Raw genomic sequence first — 22482 nt, 5'->3', positions numbered from 1 at the left:
ACCGCATGAGCCTCTCCGACGGCTTCCATGACATCCCCGCCGGCAAGATCGCGGCGGTCGTGACCTATCTCGAGATGCGCGCCCGGCCTGAGCCGCGCCCCGAGCCGACGCCGGCGCCCTGGCACCTGCGACGTGTAGCCCAGCCCGACGGTGACTGGTACCGCGCTCTCTACCGGCGCGTGGGGGAGGACTGGCTCTGGTTTTCCCGCCTGGTCATTCCCGAGTCGGAGCTGGACGCTGTGCTGCGCGATCCGGGCGTTGCCTTCTATGCGCTGGAAGCCGATGGCAGGGACATGGGGCTGCTGGAACTGGACTTTCGCCAGGAAGGCGAGTGCGAGCTCGCCTTCTTCGGCCTGGCCGGCAGCCTGCACGGTCAGGGCGCCGGGCGCTGGCTGATGAATCGGGCGCTGGAATTGGCTTGGGAGCAACCGATCCAGCGGCTCTGGCTGCACACCTGCACCCTGGATCACCCGCAAGCCCTCGCCTTCTACTGCCGCAGCGGCTTTCGTCCCTATGCCCGACAGGTGGAGGTGGCGGACGACCCGCGCCTGATCGGCAAGGCCCCGCGCGACTCGGCGCCGCATATTCCAATCATCTGACGCAAAAGCCGATCAACCGCCGAGCAACTCGACCTTTGGGTCCTGTGCCGCATGCTTGGTCTTGGCCAGTTGCGGCGCGCGCACCGCGTAACAATAGACGCAGCCATGCGGGCAGGTGTCGTAGGCACCGATGTCGCGGCTTTCGGCACAGAGGCAGCCCGGCCTATTGCCCTTCTTGCGCGCGGCGATTGGACGCCCGGCCACAGCAGACAGCCGCTCAGCATCGATGCAGCGCGCCGGCTCCAGGCCGGCACCCAACAAGTCCGGCTGGCTGCAGAGCGTTGGACGAAAACCCTGTGCGCGGGCGATGCCGCCCAGGTCCCCCAGCAGCGCCTGCTTTTCCGCCGCCGGCGGATCGGTCCAGTCAAAGCCGTGCCGCCGGGCAGCGGCATCGCTGTTACGCCGGGTCTTGGCGTAGATCTGGGCAAAGGACAAGACCACCTCGTCGCTCAACCCGCCAAACCGTTCAGCCAACTCAGCAAGCTGCGCGCGGTGGAAGTTCGGCGGCGTCAGGTCGCTGAGGAAAACCGGATCGTAGCGCCAGACCAGGCAGTGCGGACCGTAGCGCCGCCGGATCTCCTGCAGCGCCGGCAGCACACGCTCCGGCGCCGGCACCGAGGCCTCCAGGGCCCGTGGATAGCCGGTGATGGTGACCTGCAGCACGAAGGGCCAACCGGCCTCGGCCAGCTCCTTCAGGACCGGCAGGAAGGGCGTCGGGTTGCGCGTCCAGAAGACGAAGCCCTCGACCGCTTCGCAGGTGAGCGGCAGGCGGTGCACCGCGCCGCTGTAGGGATTGCGCCAGGCGACCTCTCCGGCGCGCAGGCGCTCCAGGAACCACTGGCCGTAGAAGGCGGGGATGTCGCTGCGATAGCTGGCCGAGACGATCATTGCCCGGCGCTGTCGCCTCCCTCCCCGTCCTGCTGCCGGCGCTGCGCTTCGCGCCGCTGGAACCAGCGGAAGAAAATGTAGAACCCGGCACTGAGCAGCGCCAGCCAAGAGCCGAAGCGGCTCACGCCGGGATCGTCCCAGAATTCGCCACCCAGGAGCATCAAGGCGACTCCGAGCACCACGTTGAAGCCGAGCAGCATCATGATGGCCAGATGGATGCCATCGCGTGGCAGCGGTTCTCGGTCGCGACGATAGAACATGACCGGGAATGTGGCCGACGCAATTCTCCGGTGCAAGCAGCGTGTAAACCTCACGGCTTGTAGGTGATCGCTTGCTTCTTATATACCCATTCGACGCCGACGCCGGCAGGACCGAAGCGTCCCGCTGGCGCTCAGGCTGGCAAAGATCGCGAGCGCGGTGTGCCGCGCCACCTTACGACGAAGTGTGATGATGGGGACCGCAGTACGGTGCTCAGTTGAGGCCGTCAGAGACGGTTCTGCCGAACGAAGAGGAAGCACATGAGCAAAGTCATTGGTATCGACCTTGGCACGACCAACTCCTGCGTTGCGGTAATGGACGGGAAGAATGCCCGCGTTATCGAGAACGCAGAAGGCACGCGCACAACCCCGTCCATGGTGGGTTTCACCGACGACGGCATCGTGGTTGGCCAGCCGGCAAAGCGCCAGAGCGTGACCAACCCAGAGAACACGCTGTTTGCTATCAAGCGCCTGGTTGGACGGCGCTACGGCGATTCCACCGTGGAGAAGGACAAGAAGCTCGTCTCCTACAAGATCGTCGAAGGCTCGAACGGCGATGCCTGGGTGGAGGTGAAGGACAAGTCCTACAGCCCGAGCCAGATTTCGGCCTACATCCTTCAGAAGATGAAGGAAACGGCTGAGAGCTATCTTGGTGAGACAGTGGAACAGGCGGTCATCACCGTTCCGGCCTACTTCAACGACGCTCAGCGCCAGGCCACCAAGGACGCCGGTAAGATCGCCGGCCTCGAGGTGCTTCGCATCATCAACGAGCCGACGGCAGCAGCGCTGGCCTATGGCCTGGAGAAGAAGAAGACCGGCACCATCGCGGTTTACGACCTTGGTGGCGGCACCTTCGACGTCTCCATCCTGGAGATCGGCGACGGTGTCTTCGAGGTGAAGTCGACCAACGGCGACACCTTCCTGGGCGGTGAGGACTTCGACAACAAGATCATCACCTACCTGGCCGACGAGTTCCACAAGGAGCAGGGCATCGACCTGCGCCAGGACAAGCTGGCACTGCAGCGCCTCAAGGAGGCCGCCGAGAAGGCGAAGATCGAGCTGTCGTCCAGCCAGTCGACCGAGGTGAACCTGCCCTTCATCACAGCCGATCAGAGCGGCCCGAAGCATCTCAACATCAAGCTGACGCGCGCCAAGCTGGAAGCCCTGGTGGGTGATCTGGTCGAGCGCACGCTGGGCCCCTGCAAGGCGGCGCTTAAGGATGCCGGCGTGTCGGCCGGTGAGATCGACGACGTGATCCTGGTCGGCGGTATGACCCGCATGCCGAAGGTCTTCGAGACTGTGAAGAACTTCTTCGGCAAGGAGCCGCATCGTGGCGTGAACCCGGATGAGGTGGTGGCCATCGGTGCAGCCATTCAGGCCGGCGTGCTCAAGGGTGAGGTCAAGGACGTCCTGCTGCTCGACGTGACCCCGCTGTCGCTGGGCATCGAGACCCTGGGCGGCGTGATGACCAAGCTGATCGAGCGCAACACCACGATCCCGACCAAGAAGAGCCAGGTCTTCTCGACCGCTGAGGATAATCAGACGGCGGTGACGATCCGGGTCTTCCAGGGCGAGCGCGAGATGGCGGCCGACAACAAGCTGCTGGGTCAGTTCGACCTGGTCGGCATTCCGTCGGCACCCCGCGGCGTGCCGCAGGTCGAGGTCACCTTCGACATCGACGCCAACGGCATCGTCAACGTCTCGGCCAAGGACAAGGCCACCGGCAAGGAGCAGGCCATTCGCATCCAGGCGTCCGGCGGCCTGTCGGATGACGACATCGAGCGGATGGTCAAGGAAGCCGAGTCCCACGCCGAGGAGGACAAGCGCAAGCGTGAGCTCGTGGAGGCGCGCAACCAGGCCGACAGCTTGGTGCACGCCACCGAAAAGACCCTGGCCGATGCCGGTGACAAGGTGTCCCCGGAAGACAAGGCCGAGGTCGAGACGGCGCTCAACGACCTGAAGGGCGTCAAGGACGGGGACGACCTCGAGGCCATCAAGGCCAAGACCGAAACCCTGGCGCAGGCCTCCATGAAGCTGGGCGCCGCCATGTACCAGCAGGGTGAGGCGGGTGCCGAGGCTGCCGATGGCGGCGAAGGCCCCAGCAGTTCGTCCCAGGCCGATGAAGGTGTCGTCGATGCCGACTTCGAAGAGGTCGACGACGACAAAAAGGGCAAGTCCGCCTGACGCCGAGCAATCGGTGCATTAGCCGGCCCACGCAGCGGAAAACTGCGTGGGCCGTTGCCCGTTAGGGCAGTCGCGTTCGGGCCGGTCCTGGGCAGGGCCCCCGAAATGGAGAGGGTGAGAACAGCGCCGTTCTCATACCACAAGGTGGGGCCGGGCGAGCGGCCTCCTGGGGAAGCACAGTCGACGGCGAGGTCATGGCCAAAAGAGATTACTACGAAACGCTGGGGGTCGCGCGAGGAGCCAGCGACGACGAACTCAAGAAGGCCTATCGCAAGCTGGCCATGCAGTATCACCCGGACCGCAATCCGGGCGATGCCGAGGCCGAGAAGAAGTTCAAGGAACTCAACGAAGCATACGGAGTCCTGAAGGATTCCAAGACCCGGGCGGCCTACGACCGCTTCGGCCACGCTGGCGTCGATGGCGCCGCGGCCGGGGGTGGAGCCGGGCCGGGCGGCTTCGACTTCACCGGTTTTGCCGACATCTTCGACGAGATGTTCGGCGACATCATGGGTGGTGCCCGGCGCGGCGGTGCGCCCTCCGGCGCCGATCTCCGCTACAACATGGAGATCACCCTGGAAGAAGCCTACCACGGCAAGGAAGCGCAGATCCGCGTGCCCACCTGGGTGGGCTGCGAGTCCTGCGATGGCAGCGGCGCAGAACCCGGTTCCAAGCCTATCACCTGCAACACCTGCAACGGCCGCGGCCGAGTGCGCATGCAGCAGGGCATCTTCTCCATCGAGCGGGCCTGCCCCGCCTGCGGCGGCCAGGGCCAGGTGATCGAGACGCCCTGCAAGGCCTGTGAGGGGGCCGGGCGGATCCATCGCGAGAAGACGCTGCAGGTGAACATTCCTGCCGGTGTCGAGGATGGAACGCGCATCCGGCTCTCCGGCGAGGGCGAAGCCGGGCGCCGCGGCGGCCCGCCGGGCGATCTCTACATCTTTCTTTCCGTCGCCCCGCACCGCTTCTTTCAGCGCGAAGGGCCCAATCTCTTCTGCCGCGTGCCGGTGCCGATGACCACGGCAGCTCTTGGCGGTGCCGTTGAGGTGCCCACGCTTGAAGGTGGTCGCGCAAAGGTCACCATTCCCGAAGGCACCCAGGCCGGCACACAGTTCCGCCTGCGTGGTAAGGGCATGCCGGTGCTGCGCTCCAAGTCCATGGGCGATCTCTACATCCAGGTGAATGTCGAGGTACCGGTGGAAATCACCAAGCGTCAGCGCGAGCTGCTGGAAGAGTTCCAGCTCGAATGCGGCGAGGACGGCGGCAGCCACCATCCGGAAAGCCGCGGGTTCTTCTCCCGCGTAAAAGAGTTCTTCGATGACCTCCGAGACTAAGGCGCTGCACGAGCATGACTGAAAGTGAGATCGGCGCCAAAAAGCGCGACCCCGTGGGGGCCACCATCCTGGAGATGCTGGCCGTGGCCGGTCCAGGTGCGGCAATCAGCCCGGACGAGGTCGCTCGCAGCTTCGCCGAGACCAAGCGCAAGACCGGCGACCCGCCGGACCTCTGGCGGCGCTACATGAACGCCGTGCGCCAGCAGGCGATCCATCTGGCCCGCCAGGGCGAGATCGTCATCCTGCGCAAGGGCGAACCAGTCGATCCCGAAGCCCCCTTCCGCGGCCTGGTGAAACTGGCGCTGCCGCCACAGAAGTAGCTTCACGAGACGGGCGGGGCGGGATCAGGCCGGCCTGACCCAAACGGCCGTGTCGTGGAAGACCGCACCGCCGCGCGGTGCGCCGGCGTCGGCGCTGGTCAGCAGATTGATGCCCACACCCTCCTCGAAGGCGGCGTTCGGCCAGATCGATTCCACCACCAGAACCTCCGGCTGCACCCCGTCGAAGGGCTCGACCGCGATGAGCAGCGAGCCACGCTCGTTGCCCAGCCGCACGCGCTCCCCAGCCCCCAGTCCCAGCCGTTCCACCGTGGCCGGGTGCATCAACACCGTCGGCCGCCCTTCGCGCTTTTGCGAGCCAGGCGTCTCGGTGAAGGTGGTGTTGAGGTAGCTGCGCGCCGGCGCCGCCACGAGACGGAAGGGCTTGTCCTCCGTCACTTGATCGTGCGCCGGCCAGTAATCCGGCAGCCGCGGCATCTCCGCATGGGCTGCCCCGATGGCCGCCCAGTCGGCGTGGAAATGGAAGCGCTTGTCCGGGTGGGCGAAGCCCTCCAGGAAGTGCTGGCGCTCGAAGCTCTCGGCGCAGTCATGCCAACCGGCGTCATAGACCTCCTGCGCCCCCGGATGGCCTGAAGCCCGGAAAGTGGCATCGATCATCTCCCAGGCCGTCATCTCGAAGCCGGGATGCTGCGCGCCGAGCCGCTTGGCCAGGCCGCAGAGCACCTCATGGTTGGAGCGGCAAGCACCGGGCGGCTCCACAAGCTTGCGGGTTACCTGCAGGGTGGTATGGCCGCTGGCGGTGTAGAAATCGTTATGCTCCAGGAACATCGTAGCCGGCAGCACAAGATCGGCCATGGCTGCCGTCTCGGTCATGAACTGCTCATGCACGCAGACGAAGAGATCGTCTCTGGCCAGGCCCTCGAGACACTTGCGGGTTTCCGGGCAGACCACCGCCGGATTGGTGTTCTGAATGAAGAGCCCCGTCACCGGCGGCCCCGCGCCCAGGTCCTGTGGGTCGCCTGTCATCACCGGCCCGAAGCGCGACTGATCCAGCACCCGCACGGACGGATCCCGCGCGTCCAGGCCTTCGATCAAGCTCTTGTCGAGCTGGTAGATCGCGCCGTTGCCCCAGAGCGCACCGCCGCCGCGGTGCTGCCAGGCGCCCAACAGGCCGGGCAGGCAGGAAACGGCATGCACAGAGACCGCACCGTTGCGCGTGCGGGCGAAACCGTAGCCCACCCGAATGTAGCTGCGCGGCGTTGCGCCATAGAGCGCTGCGAAGGTTTCGATCTGCTGCACCGGCACGCCGGTGATCGCCTCCGCCCAGGCCGGCGAGCGCTCGGCATAGAAGGCCTCGGCCGCCGCATCGAAATCGGTGAAGCGCGCGAGATAGCTGCGGTCAGCCAGGCAGTCGCGCAGCAGCACGTGCCCCACAGCCGCCGCCAGCGCCGCGTCGGTGCCGGGCCGAACCATCAGATGCATGTCCGCCTGGGCTGCGGTGCCTGTACGATAGGGATCGACCACCACGAGCTTCGCTCCGCGCCCCTTCCGGGCCTTCGCGATGTGGGTCATGACGTTGACCTGGGTGTTGACGGGATTGCCGCCCCAGACCACCACCAGGTCGCTCTCGGCGATTTCCCGCGCATCCACGCCGGCCTTCACGCCGGTGCCCGCCAGCCAGCCGGATTCCGCCAGGGTGGTGCAGATCGTCGACTGCTGGCCCGAATAACGCTTGGCGTGCCGCAGGCGGTGGATCCCGTCGCGCTGCACGTGGCCCATGGTGCCGGCATAGAAGTAGGGCCAGATGGTCTCGCTGCCGTAACGCTCCTCCGCACGCAGGAAGCGCTCGGCCGCCAGATCGAGCGCTGCGTCCCAGCCGATGGGCTCGAAGGCGCTGATGCCCACACCCTTCTCGCCACGCCGCACGAGGGGCTGCGTCAGGCGTGCGGGGTGGTGCAGGCGCTCGGCATAGCGCGCGACTTTGGCGCAGACCACGCCATCGGTGTAGGGGTGCGCTGCATTGCCCCGCACCTTGCCGATGCGGTCTTCGGCCAGCAATTCCACCTCTAGGGCACAGGTGGAGGGGCAATCGTGCGGGCAGGTGCTGCGGGCCCAGCGGGGGCCTTTTGTCGCATCCAGGGGCATGGGCGTCACTCTTTCCAGCGGCCGGTGGCGGCCGATGTCAGTCTCACTCAGTGCCGGTCATGGGAGCAAGGCCTTCGCCGCGACGCAGACTGCCTCCGGACCACGGGCAGCATCGAGACGCGGCCAGTCGATTCTGCCGAGTTCGTAGCCGAGCTGGCGCTCCACCACGGCGCCCGTGGCGTCCGACGCATCGCCGACCCGGCGCGCCACCCGGTCCTTCAGTGACTCTCCCGGCGCGTCGAGCCAGATGCCCTGAAAGGCCACACCAGCCTCCCGGGCGATCGCTTCCGCCTCATCACGCTCCCCCGGTCGGGCGAAGACCGCATCCAGCACCACGCACTGCCCCGCGGCCAGAGCGCTGCGTGCCTCGGCGAAAAGCGTTTCATAGACCGCCCGGTTGCTTTCCTTGGTGTAGGCCTCGGGCGGCAGGCGCTCTTCCGGCGTGACGCCAGCCAGGCGCTTGCGCATGACGTCACTGCGCAGGTGCAGCGCGCCCGGTGCGCGCCCCAGGTCCGGTGCCAGAGCCTTGGCCAGCGTGGTCTTGCCGCTTCCGGAGAGGCCGCTCACGGCCAGGAGACGCGGCGGCGCGGTGTCCGCAAGGAAGGCTTCGGCGGCGGCAAAGAAGCGCTCGGCCATCTCCCGCAGATGCTGCGCCTTGGCCCCCTCCTCCATGCCGGACAGGGCCAGGCCGCTGACCTTGGCTCGCACGCCGGCGCGCAGGGCCAGCATGAGCGGCAGCGCCGCCAACACCTCGACGCCGCCCTGGCGCCCGAAGTACCGGTTCATGGCGCGGTTGGCGTGTTCGCGTAGCCCGCGCACTTCCAGATCCATCAGCAGGAAGGCCAGATCATAGGCCACGTCGATCGACCCGATGCTCTCGGAGAACTCGATGCAGTCGAATGGCGTCGGCCGCCCCTGCCACAGCACCACGTTGCCGAGATGCAGGTCGCCGTGGCAGCGCCGCACCCAGCCCTGGTCGCGCCGCGCATCCAGCAGGGCGGCGTTGCGCTCCAGCGCCTGGCGCTTGGCCGCGATCAGGCGCTCAACCCGGGCCGGCGCAAAGAGCTCGGACAGGCGCGCCATGTCCTCGGCATTGTCGTCGATAATGGCGTCCAGCCCTTCGGCCCCGCCATAGGGCGGTCCACGCCGCTCCGCCTCGCCGTGAAAGGTCACCACGGCATCGACCAGCTCGTCGATCCACTCCGGGCGCAAGGTGCCACGATCGGCGAGGTGATCCAGCGTCTGGTTTTCATCGAAACGGCGCATCTTCACCGCCCACTCCACCGGCTCCCCCTCGCCCGAGATGTTGAGACTGCCATCGGGCGCGCGGCAGATCGGCACCGCGTCGAGGTAGATGTCCGGCGCGGTGCGGACATTCAGTCGCAGTTCCGCCTCGCAGGCCGCCCGGCGCGCCTCCAGGCCGGAAAAGTCCAGAAAGGCGAAGCGCACGGCCCGCTTGACTTTGTAAACCGTGTCGCCTGCCAGGAAGACCTCGGCCACATGCGTGTGGATGCGCCCCACCTCCCCGGCCGCAAGCCCGTGAGTGGCCGGATCGGCCAGGAAGGCGAAGACCCGCTCTTGGTCGGAGTTCCCCGTCACGAGGGAATAAGAACCTGTCGCACCGTCTCGCCGCTGGCGAGCCGGTCGAAGGCCGCATTGATGTCATCAAGCGCCACCCGCTCGCTCAGCAGGCGGTCCACCGGCAGCTTGCCGCGCTGGAACAGCCCGACGTAGCGCGGAATGTCGCGCAGTGGCACGCAGGAACCGATATAGCTGCCTTTGAGCGTGCGCTCCTCGGCCACCAGCGTCACGGGGAAGAGCGACATGGCCTTGCCCGGATTGGCCAGGCCGGCGGTGACGGTCGTGCCGCCGCGGCGGGTCACCTTGTAGGCCAGTTCCAGGGCCGGAACGGAGCCGGCCATCTCGAAGGCGAAGTCGACGCCGCCCTGGGTGGCCTCGCGCACCTGCTCCGCCACATCAGCGTCGCGCGCATCGAAGACATCCGTCGCGCCAAGCTGCTTCGCCATATCCAGCTTCGAGGGCAGGATGTCGATGGCCACCACGCGCTCCGCCCCCACCAGCAGCGCGCCCAGCAGGGAGTTGAGACCGACACCGCCCAGGCCGATGACGGCGACACTGCAGCCGGCACTGACCTTGGCGGTGTTCACCACGGCACCCAGGCCTGTCATCACCGCGCAGCCGAACAGCGCGGCCTGCTCCAGCGGCAGGCTCGGGTCGACCTTCACAAGAGAGCGGCGTGAGACGACCGCCGCCTCGGCGAAGGCGGACACACCCAGATGATGATGCACCGGCTCACCATCCAGCGAGAGGCGTCGCGCGCCGCTCAGCAGATGGCCGGCGTTGTTGGCCTTGGCCGCCGGTTCGCAGAGCGCCGGGCGCCCTTCCGAGCAGGGCAGGCAATGACCGCAGGAGGGCACGAAGACCATGACCACGTGATCGCCGGGCTGCAGATCGTCCACGCCCTCACCGACCTCGGCCACCACGCCGGCTGCCTCGTGGCCCAGGGCCATGGGCACGGGGCGCGGGCGATCGCCGCTGATCACCGAAAGATCGGAATGGCACAAACCGGCCGCCTTGATCTCGACCAGCACCTCGCCAGGGCCAGGTCCCTCCAGGTCGAGCGTCTCCACGGTGAGCGGACGGGATTCGGCGTAGGGCCCGGCCCGCCCGATCTCGTTCAAAACCGCGGCCTTGATCTTCATGCAGTTCTCCCTTGCGTCCTGCGCGCTCGCCTCGCGCGCTTCCTGGCGCTATCCATAGCAAAGGGAGTCTTGCGCCGCGAGGGGCGTACAACAAGCGAGAAGTCGATTGCATGAGTGAAGCCGCCGGCAGCCAATCGGGCCTGGCTCAGATGGCTGCAAATCGCCGCGGCATCCTCTGGATGCTGCTCGCGGTCATGCTCTTCGTGGTGCTCGACACCTTCGCCAAGCTGCTCAGCGAAACCTATCCGGTCTGGCAGATCGTCTGGGCCCGCTACACCTTCCACCTGGTTCTCATCGCGCTCTTCCTGCGCGGCGCCCTGCCCCGCACCCTGCGCACCCGCCGCCTGCCGCTGCAGTTGCTGCGCTCGCTCCTACTGGTCATCACCACGGGGCTGTTCTTCATGGGCCTGAGCATGCTGCAACTCGCCGAAGCCGCGGCGGTCATGCTGCTGGGCCCGCTGTTCATCACCGCGCTCTCGGTGCCCTTTCTGGGCGAGAAGGTGGGCATGCGGCGCTGGGGCGGCGTCTTCGCCGGGCTGGTCGGCGCGCTCATCGTCATTCGGCCGGGCACCGACGTCTTCGTGCTGGCCTCACTCTTCCCCCTGGCCGCGGCCTTGGTGAACGCCTTCTATCACATCACCACGCGGCTGCTCAGCCACAGCGACTCCTCCATGACCACCCTGACCTACAGCTCCCTGGTGGGCGCGGTGGTGATGACGCTGGGCGTGCCATTCTTCTGGGTCCAGCCTGACCTGATCGGTTGGCTGATGATGGTGGCCGTGGGGCTGGTCGGTGGCAGCAGCCATTTCTGCCTGATCAAGTCCTACAGCGAGGCTCCCGCCGCGGTGGTCGCGCCCTTCGGCTACTCCAACATCGTCTGGGCCGTCCTCTTTGGCCTGGTGGTCTGGGGCGACCTGCCCGATGCCTGGACTCTGCTGGGCGCCGGAATCCTCGTGGTTTCAGGGCTTTACGTCTTCCACCGCGAACAGGTCCGCAAGCGCGAAAAGCGCTGAAAGCCCCAAGCGCATTTTCCCGCATTTCTGCCTCTTGAAAAGCGCCGCGACCCGCCGTAGATAGCGCTTCGGCAGCGTTTGGCACTCGCCAATCGGGAGTGCTAACAGACCTGCCATCATTGGCAATCATCCGTCAGTCTCAATTGGGAGGACGATATATGACCTTCAGGCCGTTGCACGACCGCGTGGTGGTCCGTCGCATCGACGAGGACCAGAAGACCGCGGGCGGCATCATCATTCCGGACACTGCCAAGGAAAAACCCCAGCAGGGCGAAATCGTTGCCGTGGGCCCGGGCGCCCGGAACGAAAAGGGTGAGATCGTGGCGCTGGACGTTCAGGTCGGCGACCGCGTGATCTTCGGCAAGTGGTCCGGCACCGAAGTGAAGATCGACGGCGAAGAGCTGTTGATCATGAAGGAGTCGGACATCATGGGCGTGCTCGAAGCCGGTGCGGCTTCGGCCAAGGCCGCCTGATTTCGGAGGTTTGAAAGAAGATGGCAGCCAAAGACGTCAAGTTTTCCCAGGATGCCCGCCAGCGCATGCTACGCGGCGTCGATATCCTGGCCGACGCAGTGAAGGTGACCTTGGGCCCCAAGGGCCGCAACGTGGTGCTCGACAAGTCCTTCGGCGCCCCGCGCATCACCAAGGACGGTGTGACGGTCGCCAAGGAGATCGAACTTTCCGACAAGTTCGAGAACATGGGCGCCCAGATGGTGCGCGAGGTCGCGTCCAAGACCAATGATCTGGCCGGCGACGGCACGACGACCGCGACCGTTCTGGCCCAAGCCATCGTGCGCGAAGGCTCCAAGTCCGTGGCCGCGGGCATGAACCCCATGGACCTGAAGCGCGGCATCGATGCAGCCGTGGCCGCCGTGGTCGAGGATCTGCGCAGCCGTTCGCGCAAGATCTCCAACCCGGGGGAAGTCGCCCAGGTCGGCACCATTTCCGCCAACGGCGACCGCACCATCGGCGAGATGATTTCCGAGGCCATGCAGAAGGTCGGCAACGAGGGTGTCATCACCGTCGAGGAGGCCAAGAGCCTCGAGACCGAGCTCGAGGTGGTCGAGGGCATGCAGTTCGACCGCGGCTACCTTTCGCCCTACTTCTGCACCGACACCGACAAGATGCGTGTCGAGCTGGAAGACCCCTACATCCTGATCCACGAGAAGAAGCTCTCGAACCTGCAGGCGCTGCTGCCGGTGCTCGAGGCTGTGGTTCAGTCCTCCCGCCCGCTGCTGATCATCGCCGAGGACGTCGAGGGCGAGGCCCTGGCGACCCTGGTGGTCAACCGCCTGCGCGGCGGCCTGAAGGTTGCGGCCGTGAAGGCTCCGGGCTTCGGCGACCGCCGCAAGGCCATGCTGCAGGACATCGCCATCCTGACCGGCGGCACCGCCATCAGCGAAGACCTGGGCATCAAGCTCGAGAATGTCACCCTCGACATGCTCGGCACCGCCAAGAAGGTCTCGATCACCAAGGAAGACACCACCATCGTCGACGGTGCCGGTGAGAAGAAGGAGATCGAGGCCCGGGTTGCGCAGATCAAGGCGCAGATCGAGGAGACCACCTCCGACTACGACCGTGAGAAGCTGCAGGAGCGGCTGGCCAAGCTGGCCGGCGGCGTTGCGGTGATCCGCGTCGGCGGCGCCTCCGAGATTGAAGTGAAGGAGAAGAAGGACCGTGTCGATGACGCCCTGCACGCCACCCGTGCAGCGGTCGAGGAAGGCATTGTCCCGGGCGGCGGCACCGCGCTGCTCTACGCGCTGAAGGCACTGGACAGTGTCTCCGTCGCCAATGCCGACCAGAAGGTGGGTGTCGAGATCGTCCGCCGCGCCATCCAGGCACCGGTGCGCCAAATCGCCCAGAACGCCGGTTTCGACGGCTCGGTGGTCGCCGGCAAGCTGCTGGAGAGCACGGACGTTGAGTGGGGCTTCGACGCCCAGGCGGGTGACTACACCAACCTGGTGAAGGCCGGCATCATCGACCCGACCAAGGTCGTGCGCACGGCCCTGCAGGACGCCTCCTCCGTGGCCGGCTTGCTCATCACCACCGAGGCCATGGTCGCCGACAAGCCGGAGCCGAAGAAGGCCGCCGGCGGCGCCCCGGGCATGGGCGACATGGACTTCTAAGTCTCAGGTCTTCCCTGTTAGCCTTTGCAGAGGGCCGCGGGCATCCCCCGCGGCCCTTTTCTCGTGCTCAATGCCCCACGGTCTTCGAGAAGAGGTTCACCACCAGGACGCCGGTGATGATGAGGGCGATGCCGATGACGGCGGGAAGGTCGAGGGTTTGGCGGAAGACGAGCCAGCCGATGGCAGTGATGAAGACGATGCCAAGGCCGCTCCACACGGCATAGGCCACACCCACCGGCATGACCTTCAGCACCAGCGAAAGCAGGTAGAAGGAGGCGGCGTAGAAGAGGACGACGAAGACCGTCGGCACCAGGCGGGAAAACTGCTGCGAGGCCTGCAGGAAGGTGGTCCCGATGGTCTCGAACAGGATCGCGAACGCGAGATAGACGTAGACCATGGATTCCCTTCCTCACGCGCCCTACGCTCGCCGTGATGACGCTCCATCAGGAACGCGACGCGATGCGGCCAAAGTCTCCGCTCTGTAGCAACATTGCACCGGGCGGCCAAGGCACCGTGCGCTCGGCGCCGCCGCGCAGGAGAGGAAGGCACAGGCGATGAACATCGGAACTGCGGCCAGGGCCTCCGGGGTCTCGGCAAAGATGATCCGCTATTACGAGTCCATCGGGCTGATCGCGCCGGCCGATCGCAGCACTGCGGGTTACCGCCTTTATGGCAATACCGAGGTGCACAGCCTGCGCTTCATCCGCAGGGCGCGCGACCTGGGCTTTTCCCTGGACCAGATCGCCACGCTGCTGGCGCTGTGGCAGGACCGTTCACGCGCCAGCGCCGACGTCAAGCGGCTGGCCCTGGAGCATGTGGACGAGTTGGAGCGCAAGGCCCGGGACCTGCAGGAGATGGCCGCAACCCTGAAGCACCTGGCCCAGACCTGCCACGGCGACGCGCGGCCGGAGTGCCCGATCATCGAGTCCCTGGCCGCCGCAGCGCCGAAAGAATAAGCGCCGGCCGGGGCAACGGGCATCACCCCGCAGCCCCGGCCGCGCATCTCGCTACCGCGCGTTTCTATTCAGCGGCAGCCTTCTTCCGCTCCACCGCGCTAGGCTTGGTGGCCTCGTTGCGGGTGTGAACCGCCTGATTATAAGGCGCGAAGCAGGGCCGCTCCACATAGCGGCCGCGGCCCTTCTCGACCCGCAGGTCGCCGTCCTGATAGACCAGATCGCCGCGGCTGAGCGTCACCCGGTTCAGACCCTGCACCTCCATGCCTTCGAAAATGTTGAAGTCGATGTTCTGGTGATGCGTCTTGACCGAGATGGTGCGCGTCGCCTTGGGGTCCCAGACCACCACATCGGCATCCGCCCCCACCGAGAGCGAGCCCTTGCGCGGGTAGATGTTGAAGATCTTGGCGGCATTGGCCGAAGTGGCGGCCACGAACTCGCTGGGGGTCAGGCGGCCGCTGTTCACGCCGGCATGCCAGAGCACGCCCATGCGGTCCTCGACCCCGCCGGTGCCGTTGGGAATGCGCGAGAAGTCTTCCAGGCCGGCGCGCTTCTGGTCGGTGCAGAAGCAGCAGTGGTCGGTGGCGGTGGTCTGCAGGCTGCCGCCTTGCAGGCCGCGCCAAAGCGCTTCCTGGTTCTCCTTCGGGCGGAACGGCGGGCTCATCACGTGGTGCGCCGCATAGTCCCAGTCGGGGTGGCGGTAGACGCTGTCATCGATCAGCAGGTGTCCCGCCAGCACCTCGCCATAGACCCGCTGACCATTGGCCCGGGCGCGGGTGATGCAGTCCATCGCCTCCTTGGCCGAGACATGAACGACGTAGAGCGAAGACCCCAGCACCTGGGCGATGCGGATGGCCCGCTGCGTCGCCTCGGCTTCCACTTCCGGCGGACGTGAGATCGGATGGCCCTCCGGCCCGGTGATCCCCATGTCCTTCAGCTTCTGCTGCAGGCGGAAGACCAGTTCACCGTTCTCTGCATGCACGGTCGGGATGGCGCCGAGCTCCAGCGAGCGCATGAAGGAATTGGCCAAGATCTCATCGTCGGCCATGATGGCGTTCTTGTAAGCCATGAAATGCTTGAAGGAGTTGACGCCGTGCTCCTTCGCCAGCGTGCCCATGTCGGCGTGCACGCTCTCATCCCACCAGGTGATTGCCACATGGAAGGCATAGTCGGCGCAGGCCTTTTCCGCCCACTCCCGCCACTGCTTCCAGGCTTCCATCAGGCGCTGCTGCGGGCTGGGGATGACAAAGTCGATGATCATCGTCGTGCCGCCGGCCAGCCCCGCCCGGGTGCCGGTGAAGAAGTCCTCGCTCGCCACCGTGCCCATGAAGGGCAGTTGCATGTGGGTGTGCGGATCGATGCCGCCGGGCATCACGTAGCAGCCCCCGGCGTCGATGGTTTCCGCGCCGGCCGGCACATCCAGCTTTTCGCCCACGGCCACGATCTTCTCGCCTTCTATCAAGAGATCGCCCCGGACCTCGTTCTCCGCCGTCACGAGGGTGCCGCCCTTGATATGGATGGCCATGCTATCCTCCCAGTCGTCAGATGTTGAAGGCTCCCCGGCGGCCGATCCGCCGGGGAGCGGTCTATGCTTCGGCCCTTATTCGCCGAAGGCCGCGTCGGTTACCACGTGGGTCCAGGCGCCTTCCGGCCGCTCAGTGATCACCGGGTCGGAGCCGCCGGCCAGCAGAATGTCGACCGTGCGCTCATAGTCGGCCGGGTCCAGCGTACCGTTGGAGCCCTCGGTCAGCTTGGCGACCTCGGTCATCATCCGGATCTGATGATGCTCCTGCTGCGCGCCGGTCTCATCATACTCCAGCACGATCATCCCCGCTTCCTCGGGATTCTCCTTGGCCCATTCCCAGCCCTTCATGGAAGCGCGCACGAAGCGGGCCATGCGATCTACGAACTCAGGATCCTCCAGGTTCTCTTCCATGACGTAGAGGCCGTCTTCCAGCAGGGCCACGCCCTGATCCTCGTACTTGAAGACCAGCAGCTCATCCTCGGTGATGCCGGCGTCGAGTACCTGGCCGTACTCATTGTAGGTCATGGTGGAGATGCAGTCGGCCTGGCGCTGCAGCAGTGGATCGACATTGAAGCCCTGCTTCAGGACGTTCACGCCCTCGTCGCCGCCCTGGGTGGGGATGTCCAGATGAGACATCCAGGCCAAGAAGGGATACTCATTGCCGAAGAACCAGACGCCCAGCGTGCGTCCACGGAAATCCTCCGGCTCTTCGATGCCAGTGTCCTTGAGGCAGGTGAGCATCATGCCCGACTGCTTGAAAGGCTGGGCGATGTTCACCAGGGGCACGCCGCGCTCGCGCGATGCCAGTGCCGAGGGCATCCAGTCGACAATCACATCGGCACCGCCACCAGCGATCACCTGCGGCGGGCCGATGTCCGGACCGCCGGGATTAATGGTGACGTCGAGGCCCTCCTCCTCATAGAAGCCATTCTCCAGTGCGGCGTAGTAGCCGCCGAACTGCGCCTGGGTCACCCACTTGAGCTGCAGGGTCACCTCATCATTGGCCAGCGCCACCCCCGATAAGGCAGTGAGGCCCACGGCCATGCCGCTCAACAAACCGATGCTCTTCTTCATTGCCAATCTCCCTGTTTGAAGCCCTAGTTTATCCCTGGTCACTTCCGAGCCTTGTTGTTGCGTTTCCTTCTCAACTTCTTTGGCGATAGGAGGGATGCCAGGACGTGAGGCCGCGCTCGATCAGCGCGACCAGCCCGTAGAAGGCGGAACCGGCCACCGCAGCGACTGCAATTTCCGCCCAGACGGTGTCGAGGTTCATGCGCCCGACCTCGGTCGAGATGCGAAAGCCCATGCCCACGATCGGCGTGCCGAAGAACTCGGCCACGATGGCGCCGATCAGAGCCAGGGTGGAGTTGATCTTCAGCGCATTGAAGATGAAGGGCAAGGCCATCGGCAACCGCAGCTTGATGAGCGTCTGCCAATAGCCGGCGGCGTAGGAGCGCATGAGATCGCGCTCCAGATGGCCGCTGGCCGACAGCCCCATGACGGTGTTCACCAGCATGGGGAAGAAGGTCATGATCACCACCACGGCGGCCTTTGAGGGCCAGTCGAAGCCGAACCACATGACCATGATCGGCGCCGTGCCGACGATGGGCAGGGCCGAGATCACGTTGCCCATGGGCAGCAGGCCACGGCGCAGGAAGGGCACGCGGTCCACCAGGATCGCGGTGAGGAAGGCGCTGCCGCAGCCGATGGCATAGCCGACCAGCACCGCCTTGAGGAAGGTCTGCTGGAAGTCGGCCCAGAGCATGGCCGAAGAGTTGCCGATGCGCTCGCCGATCACGCTGGGCGCGGGCAGCAGCACCTGTGGAATGCCGAAACCACGGCAGAGCAGTTCCCAGACCACCAGCAACCAGATGCCGAACAAAGTCGGCACCAGGAGATCGCGCCCGCGCCGCCAGCCCGCCGAGGCAATCTCGGCCTTGGAAAGGCAGTCGACACCGTGCCAGACCGCGGCCCAGACCCCGAGGCCATAGAGCCAGAAGCCGAGCCCTGCTGCACCAGCGGCACCGGCCTGAAGCAGGTTGAGCAGCCCGAAGACCGCAATGCCGCCCACGATGACATAGACGAGGCCGCGCCAAGCTTTGCTCCCACGCTGCCAGAAGGCCAGCAGCAGGAAGACCGGCACCAAGGCGAGCAGCAGGCTGCCGGCGCCGCCGTCGAACCAGCGCGCCTCGCCCCCGGGCGAGAAGGCGAGCGCCACCAGGGTGAAAAGCCCGGCAAGCAGCGGCAGGAGGCGACCGGCGGTCATGGCTTCACCCCCATGCGCTTGAGCACCAGCCGCTCGACCAGGCTCACCAGCGCCACCAACAGCGCGGCGATGAACGCGGCGGTGAAGAGCGCCGACCAAATCTGCACCGTCTGCCCGTAGTAGGAGCCGGCCAGCAGGCGCGCCCCCAGGCCAGCCTGCGCCCCGGTGGGCAGTTCCCCCACGATGGCGCCCACCAGCGAGATGGCGATGCCGACCTTGAGGCTGGTGAAAAGGAAGGGCACGGACGAGGGCCAGCGCAGCTTCCAGAAGGTCTGCCAGCGGCTGGCGCTGTAGGTGCGCATCAGGTCGAGCTGCAGCGGATCGGGCGAACGCAGACCCTTCACCATGCCGATGGTCACCGGGAAGAAGGAGAGATAGGTGGAGATGACCGCCTTGGGGATCAGGCCGCGCAGCCCGATGGAGCCCAGCACCACCACAACCATGGGCGCAATCGCGAGGATGGGAATGGTCTGGGAAGCGATCACCCAGGGCATGAGCGACTTTTCCAGCGCCTTCACATAGACGATGCCCACCGCCAGCAGGATGCCGAGCAGCGAGCCAATGGCGAAACCCAGCAGCGTCGAGGAGAGCGTGACCCAGGAGTGGTAGATAAGGCTGCGGCGGGAATCCGGCGCCACCTCGAGGATGGTCTTTTGCATCTCCGCCAGCACCTGATGAGGTGCGGGCAGGACAGGTCGATCCTGATTGAGGGTTTCGCGCACCAGATCGGTCGTGGTCCACTCCACGTCCTGGCGCTGGAAGACGTCGTACTGCCAGGGCGAATTGAGCCACACCGCGCCGGCGTACCAGAGCGCCACCATGGCCAGCGCCACCACCAGCACCGGGCCGGTGCGCCCCTGCCAGAAGGCGCTCAGCAAGCCCGGCCGGGCGGCGGCGGGCAGCGGCTCGATGCGGGCGACCTCACTCGTCATAGCTGTGCCCTGCCCGCAGGCCTTCGCGCACGCGCTGGGCCACCTCCAGGAACTCCGGCGATTCCCGGATATCCAGCGGCCGTTCGCGCGGCAGCGGGCTTTCTATGATGTCGATGATCCGGCCCGGGCGCGGCGACATGACCACGATGTGGGTGGAGAGGAACACCGCCTCGGGAATGGAGTGGGTGACGAAGACGACCGTCTTGCCGGTCTTGTCCCAAAGCTGCAGCAGCTGTTCGTTGAGGTGGTCGCGGACGATCTCATCCAAGGCCCCGAAGGGCTCGTCCATCAGCAGCAGGTCGGGATCGAAGCAGAGCGCGCGCGCAATCGAGGCGCGCTGCTGCATGCCGCCGGAGAGCTGCCAGGGGTACTTCTTGTCGAAGCCGGTGAGGTTGACCAGCTCCAGGTACTTACGCGCCCGCTCGCGGCGCTCTTCGCGCCCCAGCCCCATGATCTCCAGCGGCAGGGCCACGTTGCGCTCGATGCTGCGCCAGGGATAGAGCGCCGGCGCCTGAAAGACGTAGCCGTAGGCCCGCGCCAGGCGGGCCTCCTGCGGCGAGACGCCGTTGACCGTGATGTTGCCGCCCGTGGGCTGCTCCAGGTCGGCGATGACCCGCATCAGGGTGGTCTTGCCGCAACCCGACGGGCCGATGAAGGAGACGAAATCCCCCGCCTTCACCTCCAGATTGACTTGCGACAAGGCGTAGACCGGGCCATCCGCCGTTTGAAAGGTCAGTGAAAGATCGCGGACATCAACTGCCCGCTCCACGCCGTTACGCGCCATTACCACCCTGCTTCGTCACTTTGCATTCTTGCTTGTTGCTTGGCCGGCGGACCGCGCTCGCGGCCGCCCGCCGGCACTCCGGATCTTGGTCTCCCCAGACCTAGTCTGCCTTGCCGGCGCGCTGGATCATCGCGCGCAGCAGGACGTCGGTCCCGGCACTCACCCACTCGGGCTTGGCGTCCTCCACCTCGTTGTGGCTGATGCCGTCGATGCAGGGCACGAAGACCATGGAGGTCGGCGCCACCTTCGACATGTAGCAGGCGTCGTGGCCGGCGCCGGAGACCATGTCGCGGTGGCTGTAGCCCAGTTCCTCGGTGGCGGCGCGCACGGCGGCGATGCAGTCTTCGTCGAAGTGGATCGGCTTGTAGTAGAAGATATCCTCGACCGCTTGCTCCAGGCCGATCTTGCCGGTGATCTCGTCAATGCCCGCGCGCAGCTTGCGGTCCATCTCGGTGAGCACATCATCCTCGGGATGACGGAAGTCGATGGTGAGGAAAACCTGCCCTGGAATGACGTTCCGGGAGTTGGGATAGACGTTCAGCATGCCCACCGTGGCGCAGGCATAGGGCGCATGCTCCAGGCCGATGCGGTTGACCAGGTCGACGATGCGCGAGGCACCGAGCAGCGCGTCGCGGCGGCGGTTCATCGGGGTCGGACCGGCGTGGGATTCCTGACCGGTGATGGTGACTTCATACCAGCGCTGGCCCTGGGCGTCGGTGACCACGCCGATTGTCTTCTCCTCGGCCTCCAGGATTGGCCCCTGCTCGATGTGCAGCTCGAAGAAGGCATGCACCTCCTTGCCCACCGGGTCCTCGCCGGCGTAGCCGATGCGCTGCAGCTCCTCGCCGATGGTCTTGCCCTCCTGATCCTTGCGGCTCAGGCCGAACTCCAGATCGTAGGCGCCGGCGAAGACGCCCGACGAGATCATGGCCGGTGCGAAGCGCGAGCCCTCCTCGTTGGTCCAGACCAGCACCTCGACCGGGCGCTCGGTCTCGTAGTTGAGGTCGTTCAGGGTGCGGACCACCTCGAGCCCCGCCAGAACGCCCAGAACGCCGTCGAAGCGGCCGCCGGTCGGCTGGGTGTCCAGGTGACTGCCGGTCATCACCGGGGCTAGGGAGTCATTCTTCCCGGCACGGCGGGCATAGATGTTGCCCATCTTGTCGACGCGGATGGTACAGCCGGCCTCCTTGCACCAGCGCACGAAGAGATCGCGGCCGTCCTTGTCGAGGTCGGTCAGCGCCAGGCGGCAATTGCCGCCCTTCTCCGTCGCGCCGATCTTGGCCATCTCCATCAGGCTCTCCCAGAGCCGGTCGCCGTTGATCCGCAGATTGCTGCCCGCGAGGTTGCCGTCCATCGTCATCCCTTCCTTCTGCCTGTCGCCCTTATTGGTGCCGAACCCGGCGCCGTTTCTGTCAGCGTCCCACGTCCGCCAGCGGACCATAGGTCTCCGGCCGGCGGTCGCGGAAGAATTGCCATTTGTTGCGGATTTCCTTGAGCAGCGCGAGGTCCATTTCGTGGACCAGCAGCTCGTCCTGGTCGCGGCTGGCCTCGGCCTCGATCTCGCCGCGCGGATTGACGAAGTAGGACTGGCCGTAGAACTCGCCGATGTCCCAGGGCGCCTCGCGGCCCACGCGGTTGATCGCCCCGATAAAGACCCCGTTGGCGGCGGCCGCGGCCGGCTGCTCCAGCTTCCAGAGGTACTCCGAAACGCCCGCGACCGTGGCCGAGGGATTGACGATGTACTCCGCGCCGTTCAGCGCCAGTGCGCGCCAGCCCTCGGGGAAGTGCCGATCGTAACAGATATAGACGCCCAGGCGGCAATAGGCCGTGTCGAAGACCGGCCAGCCCGAGGCGCCGGGCTTGAAGAAATACTTCTCCCAGAAGCCGGCGACCTGGGGAATGTGGGTCTTGCGGTACTTGCCGAGATAGCGCCCATCGGCGTCGATCACCGCGGCCGTGTTGTAGTAGACGCCGGTGATGTCCTCCTCGTAGATCGGGACGACGATCACCATGCTGTGCCTGGCCGCCAGTTCCTGCATCAGGGTGACGGTGGGGCCGTCGGGAATGCGCTCGGCGGCGGCGTACCACTTCTCCGACTGGCTCGGGCAGAAGTAGGGCTGGGTGAAGACCTCCTGGAAGCAGAGCACCTGCACGCCCTGGCGCCCCGCCTCCTCGATCAGTGGCAGATGCGCGTCCAGCATCGCTTGGCGAATCGCCTCCGGCGTGGAGTCGGTGCTCGCCTTCAGGCCCATCTGAATCAGGCCACCCTTGAGCTTGGTCATAAGCCCTCCCTCGTCGCCCGCGGCCGCCCGCACCGGCCGGCCATTCTACCACCCTGTCGTCCCCGCGCCGCTCCCGATTCCCGGGCGCCGCCTTGTTTTTCGCCGGCGGCTCTTGCATCACGGCGCTGCCCCGCCCGCCACCGCTTCCGGTTGGGGTGGGGCAATTCACCTTTGGCCAGGGGCCCACTTGCGTGTAG

The 22482-nt window shown here is 66.2% G+C and carries 21 protein-coding genes; 8 read left to right on the top strand and 13 right to left on the bottom strand.

The features are described from left to right. Positions 1-5: 5 nt before the first annotated feature. Positions 6-599, top strand: a complete 594-nt coding sequence (locus P2G67_RS00765; protein ID WP_275819067.1) for a GNAT family N-acetyltransferase — start codon at positions 6-8, stop codon at positions 597-599. 12 nt (positions 600-611) lie between these two features. Here P2G67_RS00765 and P2G67_RS00760 read toward each other — a convergent pair whose 3' ends face one another. Both P2G67_RS00760 and P2G67_RS00755 read right to left on the bottom strand, forming a co-directional pair. Then, positions 612-1487, bottom strand: coding sequence for a DUF1848 domain-containing protein (locus P2G67_RS00760; protein WP_275819065.1), 876 nt, complete (start codon positions 1485-1487; stop codon positions 612-614). Then, a complete protein-coding gene (locus tag P2G67_RS00755; protein WP_275819063.1) occupies positions 1484-1747 on the bottom strand; it encodes a hypothetical protein in 264 nt (87 codons plus the stop codon). The genes P2G67_RS00760 and P2G67_RS00755 overlap by 4 nt, the downstream gene beginning before the upstream one ends. A gap of 258 nt (positions 1748-2005) precedes the next feature. Between P2G67_RS00755 and dnaK the strand changes: the two genes are divergently transcribed. From dnaK to P2G67_RS00740, 3 genes are all read left to right on the top strand, one after another. Then, on the top strand, positions 2006-3928 hold the full coding sequence (gene dnaK / locus P2G67_RS00750) for a molecular chaperone DnaK (protein ID WP_275819061.1): 1923 nt from the start codon (positions 2006-2008) through the stop codon (positions 3926-3928). Between the two features lie 194 nt (positions 3929-4122). Next, complete coding sequence (dnaJ, locus tag P2G67_RS00745; protein WP_275819059.1) at positions 4123-5259, top strand: molecular chaperone DnaJ; 1137 nt, start codon at positions 4123-4125, stop codon at positions 5257-5259. Between the two features lie 14 nt (positions 5260-5273). Then, positions 5274-5579: a DUF3253 domain-containing protein gene (locus tag P2G67_RS00740; RefSeq protein ID WP_275819057.1), complete on the top strand. Its 306-nt coding sequence runs from the start codon at positions 5274-5276 to the stop codon at positions 5577-5579. A gap of 24 nt (positions 5580-5603) precedes the next feature. Here the strand turns inward: P2G67_RS00740 and P2G67_RS00735 are convergent, their stop codons facing one another. Genes P2G67_RS00735 through P2G67_RS00725 form a run of 3 tightly spaced genes read right to left on the bottom strand, consistent with a single transcriptional unit; the run spans position 5604 to position 10405 of the window. Beyond that, positions 5604-7682: a molybdopterin-containing oxidoreductase family protein gene (locus tag P2G67_RS00735; RefSeq protein WP_275819056.1), complete on the bottom strand. Its 2079-nt coding sequence runs from the start codon at positions 7680-7682 to the stop codon at positions 5604-5606. 57 nt (positions 7683-7739) lie between these two features. Beyond that, positions 7740-9281 (bottom strand): bifunctional aminoglycoside phosphotransferase/ATP-binding protein, encoded by a 1542-nt coding sequence (locus P2G67_RS00730; RefSeq protein WP_275819054.1) that lies wholly within the window; start codon positions 9279-9281, stop codon positions 7740-7742. Then, the gene (locus tag P2G67_RS00725; RefSeq protein WP_275819052.1) at positions 9278-10405 is read right to left on the bottom strand and encodes a zinc-dependent alcohol dehydrogenase family protein; all 1128 of its coding nucleotides are present in this window, start codon (positions 10403-10405) and stop codon (positions 9278-9280) included. Before P2G67_RS00725 ends, P2G67_RS00730 begins: the two co-directional genes overlap by 4 nt. A gap of 110 nt (positions 10406-10515) precedes the next feature. On the opposite strand from P2G67_RS00725, the gene P2G67_RS00720 reads away from it, so the two are divergent. The 3 genes from P2G67_RS00720 to groL all read left to right on the top strand — a co-directional run bounded on the left by P2G67_RS00720 (position 10516) and on the right by groL (position 13543). After that, the gene (locus tag P2G67_RS00720; RefSeq protein WP_275819050.1) at positions 10516-11418 is read left to right on the top strand and encodes a DMT family transporter; all 903 of its coding nucleotides are present in this window, start codon (positions 10516-10518) and stop codon (positions 11416-11418) included. 158 nt (positions 11419-11576) lie between these two features. After that, positions 11577-11891 carry a co-chaperone GroES gene (gene groES, locus P2G67_RS00715; RefSeq protein WP_275819048.1) on the top strand — a complete coding sequence of 105 codons (315 nt, stop codon included), beginning with the start codon at positions 11577-11579 and terminating at the stop codon, positions 11889-11891. Positions 11892-11911: 20 nt separating this feature from the next. Beyond that, the gene (gene groL / locus P2G67_RS00710) at positions 11912-13543 is read left to right on the top strand and encodes a chaperonin GroEL (protein ID WP_275819047.1); all 1632 of its coding nucleotides are present in this window, start codon (positions 11912-11914) and stop codon (positions 13541-13543) included. A 67-nt stretch (positions 13544-13610) separates the two neighbouring features. Here the strand turns inward: groL and P2G67_RS00705 are convergent, their stop codons facing one another. Next, positions 13611-13940 (bottom strand): DMT family transporter, encoded by a 330-nt coding sequence (locus P2G67_RS00705; RefSeq protein WP_275819045.1) that lies wholly within the window; start codon positions 13938-13940, stop codon positions 13611-13613. A gap of 157 nt (positions 13941-14097) precedes the next feature. Between P2G67_RS00705 and cueR the strand changes: the two genes are divergently transcribed. Beyond that, the gene (gene cueR, locus P2G67_RS00700) at positions 14098-14499 is read left to right on the top strand and encodes a Cu(I)-responsive transcriptional regulator (RefSeq protein WP_275819043.1); all 402 of its coding nucleotides are present in this window, start codon (positions 14098-14100) and stop codon (positions 14497-14499) included. Between the two features lie 64 nt (positions 14500-14563). Here the strand turns inward: cueR and hydA are convergent, their stop codons facing one another. The 7 genes from hydA to P2G67_RS00665 all read right to left on the bottom strand — a co-directional run bounded on the left by hydA (position 14564) and on the right by P2G67_RS00665 (position 22285). Next, entirely contained in the window at positions 14564-16021 is a 1458-nt protein-coding gene (hydA, locus tag P2G67_RS00695) for a dihydropyrimidinase (RefSeq protein WP_275819041.1), read from the bottom strand. Positions 16022-16096: 75 nt separating this feature from the next. Then, positions 16097-17095, bottom strand: coding sequence for an ABC transporter substrate-binding protein (locus P2G67_RS00690; RefSeq protein WP_275819039.1), 999 nt, complete (start codon positions 17093-17095; stop codon positions 16097-16099). Between the two features lie 70 nt (positions 17096-17165). Then, positions 17166-18287, bottom strand: a complete 1122-nt coding sequence (locus P2G67_RS00685) for an ABC transporter permease (protein ID WP_275819037.1) — start codon at positions 18285-18287, stop codon at positions 17166-17168. Continuing rightward, complete coding sequence (locus P2G67_RS00680; protein ID WP_322099614.1) at positions 18284-19219, bottom strand: ABC transporter permease; 936 nt, start codon at positions 19217-19219, stop codon at positions 18284-18286. Before P2G67_RS00680 ends, P2G67_RS00685 begins: the two co-directional genes overlap by 4 nt. Next, positions 19209-20003, bottom strand: coding sequence for an ABC transporter ATP-binding protein (locus tag P2G67_RS00675; RefSeq protein WP_275819035.1), 795 nt, complete (start codon positions 20001-20003; stop codon positions 19209-19211). Before P2G67_RS00675 ends, P2G67_RS00680 begins: the two co-directional genes overlap by 11 nt. Positions 20004-20103: 100 nt before the next feature. Beyond that, positions 20104-21357: a Zn-dependent hydrolase gene (locus tag P2G67_RS00670; RefSeq protein ID WP_275819033.1), complete on the bottom strand. Its 1254-nt coding sequence runs from the start codon at positions 21355-21357 to the stop codon at positions 20104-20106. Between the two features lie 58 nt (positions 21358-21415). Then, positions 21416-22285 carry a nitrilase-related carbon-nitrogen hydrolase gene (locus P2G67_RS00665; protein WP_275819032.1) on the bottom strand — a complete coding sequence of 290 codons (870 nt, stop codon included), beginning with the start codon at positions 22283-22285 and terminating at the stop codon, positions 21416-21418. Positions 22286-22482: the final 197 nt, after the last annotated feature.

Origin of the sequence: Aquibaculum arenosum, assembly GCF_029222965.1 — a bacterium.
Taxonomy (GTDB): domain Bacteria; phylum Pseudomonadota; class Alphaproteobacteria; order Kiloniellales; family DSM-21159; genus Aquibaculum; species Aquibaculum arenosum.
This window is presented reverse-complemented; position numbering and strand designations above follow the sequence as displayed.

Coding starts and splice junctions, on each gene's coding strand:
- P2G67_RS00665 (WP_275819032.1), bottom strand. CDS start 22,285: ATGACCAAGCTCAAGGGTGGCCTGATTCAGATGGGCCTGAAGGCGAGC.
- P2G67_RS00685 (WP_275819037.1), bottom strand. CDS start 18,287: ATGACCGCCGGTCGCCTCCTGCCGCTGCTTGCCGGGCTTTTCACCCTG.
- P2G67_RS00720 (WP_275819050.1), top strand. CDS start 10,516: ATGAGTGAAGCCGCCGGCAGCCAATCGGGCCTGGCTCAGATGGCTGCA.
- P2G67_RS00675 (WP_275819035.1), bottom strand. CDS start 20,003: ATGGCGCGTAACGGCGTGGAGCGGGCAGTTGATGTCCGCGATCTTTCA.
- P2G67_RS00670 (WP_275819033.1), bottom strand. CDS start 21,357: ATGGACGGCAACCTCGCGGGCAGCAATCTGCGGATCAACGGCGACCGG.
- P2G67_RS00760 (WP_275819065.1), bottom strand. CDS start 1,487: ATGATCGTCTCGGCCAGCTATCGCAGCGACATCCCCGCCTTCTACGGC.
- groL (WP_275819047.1), top strand. CDS start 11,912: ATGGCAGCCAAAGACGTCAAGTTTTCCCAGGATGCCCGCCAGCGCATG.
- P2G67_RS00725 (WP_275819052.1), bottom strand. CDS start 10,405: ATGAAGATCAAGGCCGCGGTTTTGAACGAGATCGGGCGGGCCGGGCCC.
- P2G67_RS00680 (WP_322099614.1), bottom strand. CDS start 19,219: ATGACGAGTGAGGTCGCCCGCATCGAGCCGCTGCCCGCCGCCGCCCGG.
- dnaJ (WP_275819059.1), top strand. CDS start 4,123: ATGGCCAAAAGAGATTACTACGAAACGCTGGGGGTCGCGCGAGGAGCC.
- hydA (WP_275819041.1), bottom strand. CDS start 16,021: ATGGCCATCCATATCAAGGGCGGCACCCTCGTGACGGCGGAGAACGAG.
- P2G67_RS00755 (WP_275819063.1), bottom strand. CDS start 1,747: ATGTTCTATCGTCGCGACCGAGAACCGCTGCCACGCGATGGCATCCAT.
- P2G67_RS00765 (WP_275819067.1), top strand. CDS start 6: ATGAGCCTCTCCGACGGCTTCCATGACATCCCCGCCGGCAAGATCGCG.
- P2G67_RS00705 (WP_275819045.1), bottom strand. CDS start 13,940: ATGGTCTACGTCTATCTCGCGTTCGCGATCCTGTTCGAGACCATCGGG.
- P2G67_RS00740 (WP_275819057.1), top strand. CDS start 5,274: ATGACTGAAAGTGAGATCGGCGCCAAAAAGCGCGACCCCGTGGGGGCC.
- cueR (WP_275819043.1), top strand. CDS start 14,098: ATGAACATCGGAACTGCGGCCAGGGCCTCCGGGGTCTCGGCAAAGATG.
- P2G67_RS00690 (WP_275819039.1), bottom strand. CDS start 17,095: ATGAAGAAGAGCATCGGTTTGTTGAGCGGCATGGCCGTGGGCCTCACT.
- dnaK (WP_275819061.1), top strand. CDS start 2,006: ATGAGCAAAGTCATTGGTATCGACCTTGGCACGACCAACTCCTGCGTT.
- groES (WP_275819048.1), top strand. CDS start 11,577: ATGACCTTCAGGCCGTTGCACGACCGCGTGGTGGTCCGTCGCATCGAC.
- P2G67_RS00735 (WP_275819056.1), bottom strand. CDS start 7,682: ATGCCCCTGGATGCGACAAAAGGCCCCCGCTGGGCCCGCAGCACCTGC.